The organism is Photobacterium piscicola (assembly GCF_046058925.1).
GTDB classification, from domain to species: Bacteria; Pseudomonadota; Gammaproteobacteria; order Enterobacterales; family Vibrionaceae; genus Photobacterium; species Photobacterium piscicola.
Map to the genome: position 1 here is coordinate 24731 of NZ_CP175534.1, position 16712 is coordinate 41442.

General features: G+C 41.5%; 16 protein-coding genes. 6 read left to right on the plus strand and 10 right to left on the minus strand.

What is annotated here, in order from left to right:
- Positions 1–4: 4 nt before the first annotated feature.
- Genes cysN through cysG form a run of 3 tightly spaced genes read right to left on the minus strand, consistent with a single transcriptional unit; the run spans position 5 to position 3774 of the window.
- Positions 5–1426 carry a sulfate adenylyltransferase subunit CysN gene (gene cysN, locus ACJZU6_RS00075; protein ID WP_408900494.1) on the minus strand — a complete coding sequence of 474 codons (1422 nt, stop codon included), beginning with the start codon at positions 1424–1426 and terminating at the stop codon, positions 5–7.
- 10 nt (positions 1427–1436) lie between these two features.
- Positions 1437–2345: a sulfate adenylyltransferase subunit CysD gene (gene cysD, locus ACJZU6_RS00080; RefSeq protein ID WP_107237932.1), complete on the minus strand. Its 909-nt coding sequence runs from the start codon at positions 2343–2345 to the stop codon at positions 1437–1439.
- A 13-nt stretch (positions 2346–2358) separates the two neighbouring features.
- On the minus strand, positions 2359–3774 hold the full coding sequence (cysG, locus tag ACJZU6_RS00085; protein ID WP_408900495.1) for a siroheme synthase CysG: 1416 nt from the start codon (positions 3772–3774) through the stop codon (positions 2359–2361).
- 414 nt (positions 3775–4188) lie between these two features.
- Between cysG and ACJZU6_RS00090 the strand changes: the two genes are divergently transcribed.
- The 4 genes from ACJZU6_RS00090 to ACJZU6_RS00105 all read left to right on the plus strand — a co-directional run bounded on the left by ACJZU6_RS00090 (position 4189) and on the right by ACJZU6_RS00105 (position 8251).
- Positions 4189–6156 (plus strand): bifunctional 2',3'-cyclic-nucleotide 2'-phosphodiesterase/3'-nucleotidase, encoded by a 1968-nt coding sequence (locus ACJZU6_RS00090; protein ID WP_408900496.1) that lies wholly within the window; start codon positions 4189–4191, stop codon positions 6154–6156.
- A gap of 94 nt (positions 6157–6250) precedes the next feature.
- A complete protein-coding gene (locus ACJZU6_RS00095; RefSeq protein WP_107277062.1) occupies positions 6251–6847 on the plus strand; it encodes a Crp/Fnr family transcriptional regulator in 597 nt (198 codons plus the stop codon).
- Positions 6848–6917: 70 nt separating this feature from the next.
- Positions 6918–7379 (plus strand): GNAT family N-acetyltransferase, encoded by a 462-nt coding sequence (locus ACJZU6_RS00100; protein WP_045040771.1) that lies wholly within the window; start codon positions 6918–6920, stop codon positions 7377–7379.
- Positions 7379–8251 carry a DMT family transporter gene (locus ACJZU6_RS00105; protein ID WP_408900497.1) on the plus strand — a complete coding sequence of 291 codons (873 nt, stop codon included), beginning with the start codon at positions 7379–7381 and terminating at the stop codon, positions 8249–8251. The genes ACJZU6_RS00100 and ACJZU6_RS00105 overlap by 1 nt, the downstream gene beginning before the upstream one ends.
- Before the next feature lie 72 nt (positions 8252–8323).
- On the opposite strand, the gene ACJZU6_RS00110 is transcribed toward ACJZU6_RS00105, so the two are convergent.
- Positions 8324–9187 (minus strand): LysM-like peptidoglycan-binding domain-containing protein, encoded by an 864-nt coding sequence (locus ACJZU6_RS00110; protein WP_080158639.1) that lies wholly within the window; start codon positions 9185–9187, stop codon positions 8324–8326.
- A gap of 124 nt (positions 9188–9311) precedes the next feature.
- Here ACJZU6_RS00110 and ACJZU6_RS00115 point away from each other — a divergent pair, with 124 nt between their 5' ends.
- Positions 9312–9932: an FKBP-type peptidyl-prolyl cis-trans isomerase gene (locus tag ACJZU6_RS00115; RefSeq protein WP_080158640.1), complete on the plus strand. Its 621-nt coding sequence runs from the start codon at positions 9312–9314 to the stop codon at positions 9930–9932.
- 176 nt (positions 9933–10108) lie between these two features.
- Positions 10109–10600, plus strand: a complete 492-nt coding sequence (locus ACJZU6_RS00120) for a DUF2780 domain-containing protein (RefSeq protein ID WP_107277059.1) — start codon at positions 10109–10111, stop codon at positions 10598–10600.
- Between the two features lie 84 nt (positions 10601–10684).
- Here ACJZU6_RS00120 and ACJZU6_RS00125 read toward each other — a convergent pair whose 3' ends face one another.
- The 6 genes from ACJZU6_RS00125 to pspG all read right to left on the minus strand — a co-directional run bounded on the left by ACJZU6_RS00125 (position 10685) and on the right by pspG (position 16482).
- On the minus strand, positions 10685–11449 hold the full coding sequence (locus ACJZU6_RS00125; protein WP_080158642.1) for a phosphoadenylyl-sulfate reductase: 765 nt from the start codon (positions 11447–11449) through the stop codon (positions 10685–10687).
- The gene (gene cysI / locus ACJZU6_RS00130) at positions 11442–13133 is read right to left on the minus strand and encodes an assimilatory sulfite reductase (NADPH) hemoprotein subunit (protein ID WP_408900498.1); all 1692 of its coding nucleotides are present in this window, start codon (positions 13131–13133) and stop codon (positions 11442–11444) included. Before cysI ends, ACJZU6_RS00125 begins: the two co-directional genes overlap by 8 nt.
- Positions 13133–14947, minus strand: coding sequence for an assimilatory sulfite reductase (NADPH) flavoprotein subunit (locus tag ACJZU6_RS00135; protein WP_408900499.1), 1815 nt, complete (start codon positions 14945–14947; stop codon positions 13133–13135). The genes cysI and ACJZU6_RS00135 overlap by 1 nt, the downstream gene beginning before the upstream one ends.
- Positions 14948–15113: 166 nt before the next feature.
- The gene (locus tag ACJZU6_RS00140) at positions 15114–15344 is read right to left on the minus strand and encodes a thymidylate kinase (RefSeq protein WP_080158645.1); all 231 of its coding nucleotides are present in this window, start codon (positions 15342–15344) and stop codon (positions 15114–15116) included.
- A gap of 154 nt (positions 15345–15498) precedes the next feature.
- Entirely contained in the window at positions 15499–16125 is a 627-nt protein-coding gene (locus tag ACJZU6_RS00145; protein WP_080158646.1) for a TIGR04219 family outer membrane beta-barrel protein, read from the minus strand.
- A gap of 114 nt (positions 16126–16239) precedes the next feature.
- Positions 16240–16482, minus strand: coding sequence for an envelope stress response protein PspG (gene pspG / locus ACJZU6_RS00150; protein WP_080158647.1), 243 nt, complete (start codon positions 16480–16482; stop codon positions 16240–16242).
- Positions 16483–16712: the final 230 nt, after the last annotated feature.

Sequence of the window (16712 nt, forward strand, 5' to 3'; positions counted from 1 at the left end):
CACATTACTCCAGTAATTGACCGATATCTTTTGCATCCCAATGCGGAAAATGCTTACGGACTAGTGCATTAAATTCAACTTCAAACGTTGAATAACGACGACTGTTATCGATGGCTAATGGTTCACGAATTAAACCAGCACCAACAGTGACATTGGTTAATCGATCAATAATGATAAACCCGCCAGTATCTTTACAAGTTTGATAGCTATCAACGGCAATTGCATCATGTAAGTTGAACTCACATAAACCAATGCCATTAAGGGGTAATGTCTCGGTTGCAAAGGTATCAAGACTATTAATATCAACTTGATGACGTATCGCACTTACACTACCTAGCGTTTTTTTACCTGCCACTTTAATATCATACTGACGTCCCAGCGTTAATGCGGTTTCCCCCATCCACACGATATCAGCCAGTACATTATTACTTAATGGCACTTCGTCTTCGGCTGCAATTAACGTATCACCACGACTAATATCAATTTCATCCGCTAAGGTAACCGTAATGGCTTGACCTTTAGTTGCAAATGCTAAATCACCATCAAAAGTTACGATTCGCTCTACGGTTGATGTTTTTCCTGATGGTAATGCTGTTACTCGTTGCCCTACCTTTAGTTCGCCTGAGGCTAATGTGCCAGCAAAGCCACGAAAGTCGAGATTAGGACGGTTTACATATTGAACCGGAAAACGTAACACTGGTGAGTCATCATCAGTGAATAAATCAACTTGCTCTAATAATGTTAACAATGGCTCGCCTTGATACCACGCCATCTTGGCACTTTGACTAACAACGTTATCGCCTTCTAAGGCAGATAATGGCAATAATTGAATATTGATATTAGGATTGAGCTTTTTTGAAAACTGAAGGTATTGCTGCTGAATTTCTTCAAACCGTGTTTGGTCAAAATCAACCAAATCCATTTTATTAACTGCCACAATAAATTGGCGAATACCGAGTAAACTAGCGATATAAGAATGACGACGGGTTTGATCTAATACCCCTTTACGAGCATCGATTAAAATAACCGCCACATCACAGGTTGAAGCACCAGTTGCCATATTACGGGTGTACTGCTCATGCCCTGGGGTATCAGCAATAATAAACTTACGCGCTTTGGTCGAGAAGTAACGGTAAGCAACATCAATGGTGATCCCTTGTTCACGCTCAGCTTGCAAACCATCGACTAATAACGCTAAGTCTGGCTTATCACCCGTGGTACCGACTTTTTGACTGTCAGTATGAATTGCGGCTAGTTGATCTTCATAAATTTGGTGAGAATCATGCAGCAGACGACCAATTAAGGTACTTTTACCGTCATCTACGGAGCCACAAGTTAAAAATCGCAACAGAGATTTATTATGATGCTGATCGAGATAAGCTTCGATTCCAAGCTCTGCCACCTGTTGTTCTATGACACTGTTCATTATTCTCTCCTTAGAAATAACCTTGGCGTTTTTTCAATTCCATTGAGCCAGATTGATCGTGATCGATAGCTCGTCCTTGACGTTCACTGGATGTCGCCACCAGCATTTCTTCAATGATCCCCGGTAACGTATCAGCCGTTGATTCCACCGCTCCCGTTAATGGATAACACCCTAAGGTTCTAAAACGGACACTTTTTTGTTGAATCGTTTCGCCCGGTTGTAACTCTAGTCGCTCATCATCAACCATGATTAACATTCCATCTCGCTCAACAACGGGGCGTACTTGGGATAAATACAGTGGCACAATTTCAATTTGCTCTAAGAATATATATTGCCAAATATCAAGTTCAGTCCAATTGGAGAGTGGAAACACGCGAATGCTTTCACCTTTATTAATTTGACCGTTATAGGTTTTCCATAATTCAGGACGTTGGTTTTTTGGATCCCAACTATGGTTTTTATCGCGGAATGAATACACTCGCTCTTTCGCACGTGATTTCTCTTCATCACGCCGAGCGCCACCAAACGCAGCATCAAATCCATATTTATCGAGAGCTTGTTTTAAGCCTTGGGTTTTCATAATGTCGGTATGCTTTGATGAACCATGAGTAAAAGGTCCAACACCCATCGCCACCCCTTCTGGGTTCTGATGGACTAATAAATCAAAACCGTATTTTTCAGCGGCACGGTCTCGAAATTCAATCATTTCGCGAAACTTCCATGTGGTATCGACATGCAATAGTGGAAATGGAATTTTACCCGGATAAAAAGCCTTACGGGCTAAATGCAACATCACGGATGAATCTTTACCTATGGAATACATCATGACTGGGTTATCAAACTCAGCCGCAACTTCACGCAAAATATGAATACTTTCGGCTTCAAGCTGCTTGAGGTGGGTTAAACGTTTCGGGTCCATCACTCTCTCCATGTTATGCCAGTTTCACTGCCGCTTCAGGTTGCGGCTGTAACTGTTCCTTTGTTGTGAACCAAGCTAATTTATGTGATAGCTTTACAACTTCACCGACCACAATTAATGATGGTGATGCAGCATGTTGTGCTAGATCAGCAAGTTCATGTAATTGTCCGGTTAATACTTTTTGAGTGGCTTGTGTACCACGTTCAATAATCGCGATTGGGGTATTAGGGGCGCGGCCGTGTTGTAATAACTGCTGTTGAATATGACTGGATTTCATTAGCCCCATGTAGATAACTAATGTTTGATTACCACGCGCTAATGTTAACCAATCAAGTTGTTTACCATCAGGCTTTAAGTGCCCAGTAATAAACATTGCTGTTTGAGCATAATCACGGTGGGTTAATGGAATACCTGCATAAGCAGTGGCACCAGCGGCGGCTGTAATGCCGGGAACAACTTGAAAATCAATCCCCGCCTCCACCAGCACTTCTAATTCTTCTGCACCACGACCAAATACAAACGGATCACCACCTTTAAGTCGCACTACACGTTTGCCTTGTTGGGCATATTCAACAATCAATTGGTTGGTTTGCTCTTGCGGCACACTGTGAAAGCCCGCTTTTTTACCAACACAAACAAGTTCTGCATCACGACGTACCAACGCCATCACTTCATCGGAAACAAGGTAGTCATACAACACCACATCCGCTTGCTGCATTAATTGCAAACCACGTAAAGTTAGTAACCCCGCATCACCAGGGCCGGCACCAATTAACGCAACTTGCCCAACAGGTGACGTGTGCTGTTGTAACTGTTGATGTAATGCTTGTTGGGCTTCACTATGACGACCGACAGCAACCAAATCTGCAAAGCGACCATTAAATGCTTGCTCCCAAAAGGCGCGACGGCTAGAAAAGGTAGAAATCTTGGTGGCAAGATAGTCACGAAAACCGCCTGCAATAGTCGCCATTTTGCCTAAATGCTGTGGCAATGTTGCTTCTAGTTTTTGACGCAATAAACGCGCTAAAACGGGTGCTTTACCCGATGATGAAATAGCAACAATGATCGGTGAGCGGTCAACAATAGAAGGCACAATAAAACTACAACGTTGAGTATCATCAACAACATTCACTAACACTTGACGTTGATTGGCTGATTGGTAAACCAGAGCATTCAGCGCTTTATGTGGCGTTGCGGCAATGGCTAGAAAAATCCCATCAAGATTCGCGGGAGAAAATGTGTCACCAACAAAGCGGATCTGGTTAGCAGCAATCGCCGTGGTAAAATCAGCATTAAGCTTAGACGCGATAACCCCCACATCGGCACCCGCTTTTAATAACATTTGAGTTTTGCGCCATGCGCTATTACCACCACCGACAACCAAACAGGGTCGACGCTTTAAATCCGCAAATATTGGTAAATAATCCATTGTTAACTCTCCTTGGTGTTCTGTAACCACTATAGAGAGCTCGTGATATTACTTGAAATTCTAAAGTTTCATTTTTTATATCAAAAAGTTTGGTTATTAATTCAACAATCCTAATTTCATGATCGAATAGAATGATCAACCGCAAATAAATATAAAGCAGATATAAATAGCTAGCAGTAAGCAAAATGAAGAATATTCAAATATCACTTCGAACCTAAGTTATGCCTTTTCTTTCTTAATTTAATCAACACCATTTCGTTTTGAATCAAATATTGCGATTCTTTCACCGCTTAATAATGGTTATGCATATAAAAAATGAGAGTTAAAGCACAATTATGTGACGGGTTCAGATAGTAACTGCATAAGATTTGTTATTTTAGGCACGCTTTCCTTACCTACCCTTTGGAGAAACACATGACACTATCTGTTAAGCCTTTATCAATCGCTGTTTTAGGCGGTTTGCTATTACTAGCAGGCCCCGCAAATGCAGAAACGATTAAATTACGTATTCTTGAAACAACAGATATTCATACAAATGTAATGGATTACGATTACTACAAAGATAAGCCGACTGATAAAACGGGGTTAGTCCGTACAGCGACCTTGGTTGAAAAAGCACGCGCTGAAGTCATTAATAGTGTGTTAGTCGATAACGGTGATTTGTTGCAAGGTAGCCCTATGGGTGACTACATGGCAGCAAAAGGTATTAAAAAAGGCGAAGTGCACCCTGTCTATAAAGTGATGAACCAACTCGGTTATGCGGTAGGTAATATTGGTAACCATGAATTTAACTATGGGCTTGAGTTCCTTGATACCAGTATTGAGGGGGCAAATTTCCCTTATATCAATGCCAATGTTTATGATTTAAAAACCGGTAAAAATTTATTTACCCCTTACCTTATTCAGGATTACACCTTTAAAGATAACGATGGCAACAACCAAAAACTAAAAATTGGTTACATTGGCTTTGTTCCGCCACAAATTATGGTGTGGGATAAAAACAATCTTGAAGGCAAAGTAGAAGCAAAAGACATTAAGCAAACTGCAGAGAAATTCATTCCTCAAATGAAAGCCGAAGGCGCTGATATTATTATCGCCATTCCACACTCTGGCGTTTCAGCAGACCCTTATAAAGTCGGCGCAGAAAACTCAGTCTACTTCCTAACCCAAGTAAAAGGGATTGATGCGATTGCATTTGGTCACTCGCATGCGGTATTCCCAAGTAAAGATTTTGCAAATCTACCAGGTGCTGACATCAACAAAGGCACCATCAATGGTATTCCTGCAGTAATGCCTGGTCGTTGGGGTGATCATGTGGGTATTATGGATTTGGTGTTAGACAAAGAAGGTAATAGCTGGAAGGTGACCTCAGCCCAAACTGAAGCGCGTCCTATCTTTGATAAAGCCAACCAAAAATCATTAATCAAAGCCGATCCAAAATTAGTCGCGGCAGTAAAAATTGATCATAACGCTACCCGTGACTTTGTTAACCAGCCGATTGGTAAAGCCAGTGATGTAATGTACAGCTATTTAGCCTTGGTTCAAGACGACCCAACAGTACAAATTGTTAACTTGGCCCAAAAAGATTACGTTGAACGCTTTATTCAAGGTGACCCCGACCTTGATGGTTTACCCGTATTATCAGCAGCTGCCCCATTTAAAGCTGGCGGTCGTGGTAATGACGCAGGCAACTACACCGAAGTAGAAGCAGGCCAACTAACATTCCGTAACGCGGCTGACTTATACTTATACCCCAATACCCTTGTTGCGATGAAGGTAAAAGGTAAAGATGTTCAAGAATGGCTAGAATGTTCCGCGGCACAATTTAATCAAATTGATATTAACAGTGAGAAGCCACAAGGACTTATTAACTGGGATGGTTTCCGTACTTACAATTTTGATGTCATTGATGGCGTAAAATACAACATTGATATTTCACAACCAGCAAAATACGACGGTGAATGTAAACTGATTAATCCAACCGCTAATCGTATTAAAGATTTAAGCTTTAATGGCAAACCGATTGATTTAGAGCAAACGTTCTTAATCGCGACCAATAATTACCGCGCGTACAGCGGTAAGTTTGCAGGTACAGGTGAAGCGTTCGTTGCCTTTGCCTCACCGGATGAAAATCGCACTGTATTATCAGATTACATCAGTCGCGTGAGCAAACAGAAAGGTCAAGTTGTTCCAAGTGCAGATAATAACTGGCACTTCACACCACTGAAAAGTGATAAGAAGTTAAAGATTCAATTTGAAACAGCGAACAGTGATAAAGCAGCGAAATTTATTAAAGATAAAGGCCAATACCCAATGCAACAAGTCAACACCACGCCGGGTGGGTTTGCTATTTATCAATTAGATCTTCAAACGCGTAAATAATTCCCCTCAATAAAATATCTATATACCGCAGCCTTGGTTGCGGTATTTTTTTGATACACTGCCACTATCATTCTTTTTATTCATTAACTCGCTTATGCCTTTAAATAACCATTCTGAATTAGCGGCTTTCTTAACTCAGCTAGGTGCAGATACCGCCACTATCAACGATGTCATTGCCGTTGCTGAACCACTAGATCTTCCGACTCGTCATATTTTATTACACCAAGGGCAAACCCCAACCCATTGCTACTTTTTATTAAACGGTTTGTGCCATGCGTGTTATTTAACCGAACAAGGTAAACAATTCAGTAAAGAGTTCTATTGGGATCAAGATGTTATTATTGGCTTTGAAAGCTTAATTAATGACGCGCCCTCAGCCTATTTATTAGAAACATTATCTGCCAGCCAATTAATCATGTTACCCATTACCCTATTTCAGCAATGGCGTCAGCAGCAGCACCCGTTGTATCAGACCTTATTAGAACGTCAATTACTGCATAAAGAGCACAAAGAACGCTTTATGCTCATGCATACTCCGAAGCAACGGTTACAACTGTTTAGTGATCATTTCCCCGAGTTAGTTGGGCGCATAACCGATTACCAATTGGCTTCTTATTTAGGTATTACTTCCATTAGTTTAAGTCGAATCAAAAAACGGCTCGCGAGTGGTGAAATTAATCTTAAAAATTAACCATTGTTAACTTCATTTTTGGCGTAAATCGGTACACTACTCACATCATACCGAATTCAGGATCTTAACCATGACGACATGGCAGTGTTTACCCTTTGACGAATTAACAACCCACCAGCTCTATGATCTATTAAAACTACGCTCAGAGATTTTTTGCGTTGAACAAAATTGTGTGTATCCCGATCTTGATGATCACGACCGCGCTCCAAATGTGTTCCATTTGTTAGGTTACGTAAACAATGAACTCGTCGCATACTTACGTTTATTAGCCCCTGGTGTTACTTATGATAATGTCAGTATTGGACGAGTTGTAGTAACACCAAGTCAGCGTAAGCATGGTTTAGGACATCAATTATTACGTCAGGGATTAACCCATGCCGAGAAAATTTGGCCACAGCAGCTAATTGAAATTGGCGCTCAACAATATTTAGTGGCGTTCTATCAGTCTCATGGATTTACCCAAACGTCAGATATGTACCTTGAAGATGGCATTCCCCATGTTGATATGCAGTTATTACAAGATCCCACCTAATGCGCTGGTCTGCGGTTTCAATCGGTATTGCTATTTTAATTTGCGGTAATTTATCGTCGTCACTGTCTGATGTGGCGGTAAAATTATTAGACGGTAGCGTATCGGCATTTCAGTACATGTTTATTCGCCAATTATTGAGCGTGATCCTAATTGCACCATTATGGTTACAATTAACCCCCGCTCAGCGTGATATTGGGCATTGGAAGGTGAATGCAATCCGTGCCCATCTTGTATTAGCGGGTAGTGGCATGCTGCTGATTGCCTTAACTTACCTTCCATTAGCTACCGCCAATGCCTTATTTTACGCCGCACCATTACTCATGCTGCCATTATCAATGCTGGTATTAGGTGAGCGACCAAATAAAGAAAAAGTATTAGCAACTGCGGTCGGGTTTATTGGTATCGTCATTGTGCTACGCCCCGATCAATTTCATTGGGCCGCATTTGCCGCATTAGGCACCGCCTCAACATTAGCGCTATACAATGTTTTAGTACGTAAGCTGCCCCCACAACAACCGATTATCAGTACCCTATTTTGGACAGGTATTTTATCGTTACCCATATCAAGCCTATTAGCCTACCAATATTGGCAGCCATTACAGCCCAAACAATGGTTATTGATTGCTGCAAGTGCGTTATTTACATTAGGTTATCAAGGCTGTTGTGTTGCGGCTTACCGTCAAAGTGAGACTTATAAGATTGGACTTGCGGAGTATTCTGGGCTGATTTTTGTCGCGATATTTGGTTATCTTTGGTTTGACGAGATCCCCGATCTACTCACGGGGTTAGGTATTCTATTGATCATTATTCCAATGGCACCATGGCCGAAAATCCGTCGCTCACCACAGAACATAAGCCATAACGCAGATTAAACATTTATCACTTAAAAATAATAAGCCGCCTTAACTGGCGGCTTATTATTTTAACGTATAACCATTGCAAATTTATTGACGATAAAAACGGCCACTAGCATTAACTGCATACGAAGCAGAAACACCATTACCTAAAATTTGTAAGCCACTAATTTCACCACGGCTGTTTTGACGATAACGTAATGTCTGCCCTGCTTGAATACGGCTAATCGGTTTACCCGCACCTTCAACTTTCGCAATAGCATAAAGATCACCGAGTGGTAATCCTTTATTACGGAAAATATTGGCTAACGTATCCCCAGCAGGCACTTTATAACTGTACCATTGGTTCGCGGCACCTGCTGGCTGCTGAGTCGCCTTTGGCGTTGATACTGGCGCTGTCTTTACCGCAGCTTTTGCAGCGACCACGGGTTTATGAGTAGCGGTATCAATGGTGTAGACCTTACCACCATTAATCGGATAGATTTTTGAAGTCATCGGTTTACGCTCAGGTGCTGGGCCGCGATCTTCCATGCCTCCCCTCGCTTTCATACCTGAATCTTCTTTAATATCAGCGCTGTCTAATACAACATCGGTACGTTTAACCGCACTGTGCTTACCATTGCCATCTGGATTATTTTCAGTTTGAGTATTAGGCTCCGACGTCACCTGACTTGCCACATCACTATTGCCTAAATTTAAGGCAATATCACGCCGCATCGGTACACCGTCAGATTGACCTTCTAATTCTTTGGTTGATGGCAGCATTAGCGCACCAATAAATACGGGCACAATAACGACTAACGCCCAACGATGAAACCGAGGGAAACGCTGCCATACCTGACATACACCAGATACACGCTCACTGCACTTTGCCTTTATTGCACCAAAATTGAGTTTCATTGGTGGTTGCAGGTTAGCGTTTTTTTTATTTGAACGGCGATTTACCTTTCCCATATACAGCACTCCAAAGCTTCATATGTCACGCAATTAGCGAATATTAGTTACAAACATTTACCCGATGGGGGCTAAACTGTTATCCTGCCTGCTTTAATTCATTCTACATTAAGAGATGACAATAATGTCTGACGTTAAACTAGATACAATTGAGACTAAAGCAAGCTACGGTATTGGTCTACAAATGGGCCAACAACTAGCACAAAGCGGTCTTGAAGGCCTAAACGTAGCAGCTATTGCTAAAGGTATCGCAACTTCTCTAGCTGGCGAAATGCCAGAAATCGAAGTTGATGACATCAACAATGCACTACGTGAACTTCACACAACAGCAGATGCAGCTCGTCAAGAACAAGCTAAACTAGCAGCAGCTGATGGCGAAGCATTCCTAGCTGAAAATGCACAACGTGCAGAAGTTACAGTAACTGATTCTGGTCTTCAGTACGAAGTTCTTGTTGAAGGTACTGGCGAAATTCCAACTTCAGACAAGCAAGTTCGTGTGCACTACCACGGTATGCTAACAGATGGCACTGTTTTTGACAGCTCTGTATCTCGTGGTCAACCTGCAGAATTCCCTGTAACTGGCGTTATTGCTGGTTGGGTTGAAGCTCTTCAAATGATGCCTGTAGGTTCTAAGTGGAAACTGTCTATTCCACAAAACCTAGCTTACGGTGAGCGCGGCGCAGGTGCTGCAATCCCTCCGTATGCAGCACTAGTATTTGAAGTAGAGCTATTAGATATCCTATAAGATATCAAGCTTGAACAAATAAATAAACGGCGCTATGAGCGCCGTTTTTATACCTATACGTCATTCAAATAACAAAAAATCATTGCAACAAGACAAATCTTCACTAGGATTGACATACCCAAGTCAATTTCTGATTTAAAAGACTTCGGTATTAATCTTTACTAAGGAGTCTCCCCATGAAAAAACATCGTATCGTAACGACTGTTGCAGCAGTTGCATTGCTATCATCAAGCGCCATGAGTTACGCTTTTAGCTTATCTGATATTTTCGGTGGCGAAAGTGCCGATCAAGTGGTTAGCCAAGTTGCAGAAAACCCGCTAACAAAAACCCTGATTTCTGAACTCGGTGTTAAACCTGAACAAGCAGCCGGTGGTGCAGGCGCATTACTAGGCATGGCTGCAAGTCAACTTTCAGGTCCACAAGGAAGCGAACTGGCTAAATTGATCCCTGGCGCTGAAAAATTAACGGACTCATTACCAATGGGACTTGGCCAGCTACTTAGCAACCAAGCTAACATTGATAAAGTGTTCTCAGTTCTAGGAATGGATCCTGCGATGATCAATAAGTTTATTCCCGTTATTACCCAATTCTTAGGCCAACAAGGTGCAAGTAATGCTCTTTTAGGCGCATTAGATAAAGTATGGGCTCCTGCTGCGGCAGCAAAATAATCTTATTCTCTATCTGAATAACCCACAAGGCAGCGTCGATACGCTGCCTTGTTTTTTTATTGATAAACCCAACACAAAATGAAACTAAATCCCTGAACCTTGTGATTCAGTGTCATTGTCTTCATGCAAACCACATTCACGTTTCAAACCAAAAAAGCGCGTCTCTTGTTCTGTCATTCCTGGCTGCCATTTCACCGTAGTATGAATATCACCGACAGATAAATAATCGTGGTGTTTTAACGGATGATAAGGTAATTGATGTTGCAGCAAGTAAGCATCAATATCGTCATTAGTCCAATCAATCACAGGCAAAAATTTAAAACGACCATTTTGAATCGCTAATACAGGTAACGTCGCACGAGAATCGGCTTGCTCACGACGTAATCCTGAAAACCATGTTCCAACATTCAGCTCACTCAATGCCCGCCGCATCGGCTCTACTTTGTTTAATTGGTTATATTGCTTAATACCTTCAACACCTTGCAGCCATAATTGACCATAACGTGCTTCTTGCCATGCAGCACTGTGTTGAGCGCGATAAATATATAAATTCAAATTAAGTTGTTTAGTTAAACTATCAATAAACTGATACGTTTCGGTAAATAAATACCCGGTATCCGTTAATATCACCGCAATATTTGATCGAACTTCCGTCACTAAGTGCAGCATAACTGCCGATTGAATCCCAAAGCTAGATGCTAATGCAAACTCGCCCTCAAGATTATCAAGCGCCCATTGCACTCGCTGTTGAGCTGTCATTGTTTCCAGCGTGGCATTAATTTCAGCCAGCTGAATAATTTGACTCACTTTTGGCAGTTCAAGTAACTCAGCCAGTTGAAATCTAGGCATAAAAATCCCTCATTGATATTTTTACTTCATCAATAATGCCAGCACGAATAGTGAAATCACCAAAGCCTTCATTTTCTTGACGCTCCGTCGACCAACGACCGACTAAACTATCTATCTCATCCATTATTTGAGCTACGGTAATATTTTCGCGGTACATTTTAGGTACTCGAGTACCATTACGGTTACCACCTAAATGAAGGTTATATCGTCCAGGCGCTTTACCCACTAAGCCTATTTCAGCCAACATCGCGCGCCCACAGCCATTAGGACACCCGGTTACCCGTAAAATAATATTCTCATCTTTGGCTAAATCATGCTTCGCTAATACCGCTTCAACATCAGTCACAAATTCAGGTAGGAAGCGTTCGGCTTCCGCCATGGCTAACGGACAAGTTGGCAGAGACACACATGCCATTGAGTTTTTTCGCTGCTCACTGACACTGTCATCCATCAAACCATGATCACGCGCGATCTTCTCGATCTTAGCTTTGTCTTTTGCTAACACACCAGCAACAATCAGATTTTGGTTGGCCGTCATTCTAAAATCACCACCATGGACCTTGGCTATTGCTGCCATACCGGTTTTAAGAGGTTTATTCGGTGTATCCAATAAACGGCCATTTTCAATAAATAACGCTAAATGGTGCTTACCATCAATGCCCGCAACCCAACCAATACGATCACCACGATCGGTAAACTCATACGATCGACTGACTTCAAAGGTAACCCCGGCTCGAGACTCAACTTCTGCTTTAAATACCTCCACGCCAACCCGATCAATAGTGTATTTAGTTTTGGCATTTTTACGGTTAGAACGGTTTCCCCAATCACGTTGAGTAGTAACCACAGCAGTCGCGACATCAAGGGTTTTATCTAAAGGTACAAACCCGAAATCATCAGCACGGCGCGGATACGTGGCATGGTCACCATGGGTCATTGCTAAGCCACCGCCAACTAACACATTAAAACCTACCAACTTCCCATTGTCGGAAATTGCGATAAAATTGAGGTCATTAGCATGGACATCAACATCATTTTGCGGCGGAATAACCACCGTCGTTTTAAACTTACGCGGTAAATAATTACTGCCTAAAATGGGTTCTTCATCGGTTGTTTCAAGCTTTTCACCGTCTAACCAAATTTCGGCATAAGCACGTGTTTTCGGCAGTAAATGTTCACTGATTTTTTTTGCCCACTCATACGCTTGTTGATGAAGCTCAGATTCAACAGGGTTGGTGGTACACAACACGTTACGGTTTACATCTCCCGCCGTTGCGATGGAATCAATACCAATACTATTTAGTGTTTGGTGCATCAGTTTAATGTTAGGTTTCAGCACTCCATGGAACTGAAATGTTTGACGGGTCGTTAAACGAATACTGCCATACGAGGTATGCTCATCAGCAAATTTATCAATCGCTAACCATTGTTCAGGAGTGATCACGCCCCCCGGCATTCGCGCCCGTAACATCACATTTTGAAGCGGTTCTAATTTTTGTTTAGCGCGCTCAGCACGAATATCACGATCATCTTGCTGATACATGCCATGAAAGCGAATTAATTGAAAGTTATCAGCGCTAAATCCCCCGGTGATACGATCATCAAGATCTTGCTCTATGGTGCCACGAAGAAAATTGCTTTGACGTTTTAGACGTTCATTGTCTGATAATTTTTGCTCTGTCATTAGTACACATCCCTTTGATAGCGTTTATCTTTACGCAGCTCATTGAGATACTGCTCGGCTTGCTCGCGCGTTTTCTTTCCTTGTTGTTCAATAACGGTTAACAAGGCTTGATGAACATCTTTGGCCATGTGGGTTGCATCACCACACACATAAACATGCGATCCTGCTTGTAACCACTGCCACACTTGTGGTGCCTGTTCTAAAATGCGCTGTTGAACATAGATTTTCTCGGCTTGATCTCGACTAAATGCGACATCTATTTGATCCACCACTCCGTCTTTTAGATATTTCTGCCATTCAACTTGGTAAAGAAAATCTTCAGTAAAAGTTCGATCACCAAAAAATAACCAGTTTTTACCTTGTGCTTCACGGTTATCACGCTCTTGCACAAAAGCACGGAACGGTGCAATACCCGTTCCCGGACCAATCATGATCACTGGCGTATTATCATCAACTGGTAACTTAAAGTTATTATTGGTTTCAACAAATACTTTCACCGCTGCGCCTTCTGCTAGACGTTGCGCTAAGAAACTTGATGCGCCACCTTGGCGTTGCTCATCGCCTTGGGAAAATTCAACCACACCGACCGTTAAATGCACTTCTTCGCCCACTTCTTGTTGGCTGGAAGCAATGGAATATAAACGGGGCGTTAAACGACGTAATAAACTGATTAATTGGGTGGCAGTTAATACCGTCTTCTTAGCCGTTAAAACATCAATAATTTGGTTATTAGCCGCATACTCACGCAATTTTTCACGATCATTCACCAGCTTTTGTAATTTTTTACTGCCAGATATTTCTGCATATTTAGTTACAAACTGTGGATTTGATGCGGTAATTTCATAATGGCTAATCAACGCATCACGAATAGATAAGTTACTGCCATCAACATCCACCGAAGTTGCAGCATCTAAGTCAAGTTTCGCTAATATGGCATCAACTAATTGTGGATCATTGTCAAACCACACCCCCAGAGCATCCCCCGCTTGATAGCTTAAACCTGAACCTTCTAAATCAATTTCAATATGGCGTACATCTTTATCTGAATGGCGACCAGTGATTTTCTGGCTTACTAATAAACTGGCGGTATAAGGATTTTGCTTAGTGTAAGTCGCAACAGCTGTGGCCTTTTGTCCCACGGGTAACTGAACAACTTCTGCTTCACCGGTTGATAAGGTTTGTTTGGTTTTGGCTAATACTTGTGTACGCCACTCTGCGGCGGCCGCTTCATAGTCAACATCACAATCAAGGCGATCAAGCATCGGCTTCGCACCCAGTTTTGCTAAGTAGCGATCAAAATCTTTAGCTGTTTGGCAGAAAAATTCATAACTAGAGTCGCCGAGCCCAATCACGCTGTAGTGTAAATTCGATAATTGGGGGGCTTTTTTTGACTGTAAAAACTGATGCAGTTCTATTGCATCGTCGGGGGCTTCACCTTCTCCATGTGTTGAAGCAATAATAATAACGTGAGTTTCTTTACTAAGATTTTTCCCCTTATAGTCCCCCGCCGACACAAGATTCACCGCAATATCTTGTGCGAGAGCTTGCTGTTGTAACGCTTGAGCGACACCTTTAGCATTGCCTGTTTGCGAGGCATAAATAATGGTTAGTTTACCCGCAGGTTTTGCAGCGGCCAGTACATTTGATGCAGGAACAGCTGCCGTTGTTGATGATTGAGATTGACTCAACCCCCAAAAATAGCCACTGATCCAAGCCAGTTGTTGTGGTGATGATTCTGCTGCGGCTAGCTTAAGCTGATCTATTTGTTGATCATTAAGTGGGCTAGCTAAAGCTGATAGTTGGTTGATTGACATAGCACGACGATCCCTATTCATTGCGTTATGTTAGAGTAGCCATTTAAACTAATAACAAGAAAGAATAGATAAGAATGTTTTATAACCATTTGTAAGGTTAATCGTACAAAAAAACCAAATAGCGATAACACTATTTGGTTTTAGAATAGAGAAATAAAGGCAGGATTTAATATTCGTCAGCAATTCTAACTTGTTGAAAACCAACTTCAAATGCTTGTTGAGTCGCACTATCAACATCACCATAGCATTGTTCACTACCACTAATATCAGTTAATGGCACCAAACCGCCGCGACGATGACGAAATTCAACGATATAACCACTATTAATTGATGGTTCGATGAGTGCCTCAACAAGATCTTGGTCAGCGTATAGGTGTTTCAATTCAGTTAATGTCATCACTTACTCCTCCCTAATACTGATATTGTGCATCACACATATAATCAGTTTGCTTACCTTTAAAAGTGGTACATAAATGGGATTAGCGCCAATAAAAAAACCACGAAATAATCGTGGTTTTATAATTAGATCACACAATGAAAGCTGAAGTTAATTAGAAATCAACTTCTACGCCAGCAAACCAACCATCTAGGTCAACATCACCAGATGTTGATTTTTTAAAGTCATAATCCATCATGCGGTAACCTGCTCGAAGGTTAAGATCTGCTGCAATTAAATCTAATGTGAATTTCACACCCGCTTGGCCATCAAACAAACTTGTACCATCGTATTTACCCGCATTCGCTTGAGCAAATACTGATAATGGTGTTGCTGGAATACCTAACTCAGCAGCAGCATAAACTGTTGGCTGCCAATCACTAAAGCTGTTCTGGTGTTGAATTTGAACACCAGCAAACTTAGTCATTGTTACACCTAAATCCAATGCGACTAAATCGTTATCAAGAATTTCATAATAAGCCGTGAAATCACTTTGCTCAAAATTCACATTCCCAGTGTCAATATTGTTGTAACGTACCATTACGTTTGGCACTAAAGGAATAAAGTGCTCAAAAGATGCATAGTAAGATGTTGATGTATCGTCACTTTTTTGACCAGCTACTTTTGCGTTTGTAAACCATGCATCCGCACCTACTTTAACACCTAGTAAAGTATCTGCTTGTGCTGGAAGGGCTGCTGCTAGCGTCATTGCTGCTGCAAGTGAAAGCACCACTTTTTTCATGCGAGTCTCCGCTCTTATCATTTTATGTAATTAATCGCACAAAATTATATCAGAAGCAGTATGAAAACTCTGCAATCAATCGCAATCAATAGCTGTTATTTGCAACCAATTGCATTAGTGACGACGGTAACGTGACATCCGATCTTGATGCTGCTTGTCAGCATTACGCTCACGGAAGAACCAAATACCTAATGCTATCAATACGATCCACGGTAATAATTTAAAGACGAGCCCTAACATACCAACAACAGCCATTACCGCAAAACCTGCTGCAACCGCAATCAGAACGCCAATTAAACTAACACCGGTAAATATCAGTACCAATGTAAAAGCAACCAAAAATAGGAACTCAAACATAGATTATCCTTTTTTATAACTGCGGTATCCACATGAAACCCCAGTGCTATCTTTATTATTACTTACAATATTGCACAATTCACGCCAACTCTAATATAAATATTTTAGCTTATTTTTCATATAGATAAAAAACGCCAATTCAATAATGAATTGGCGTTTACTATTTATTGGTCAATCTCACCTAATACTAAGTAAAACTCACCACTATAATCACGTTAATAGTGTGTATA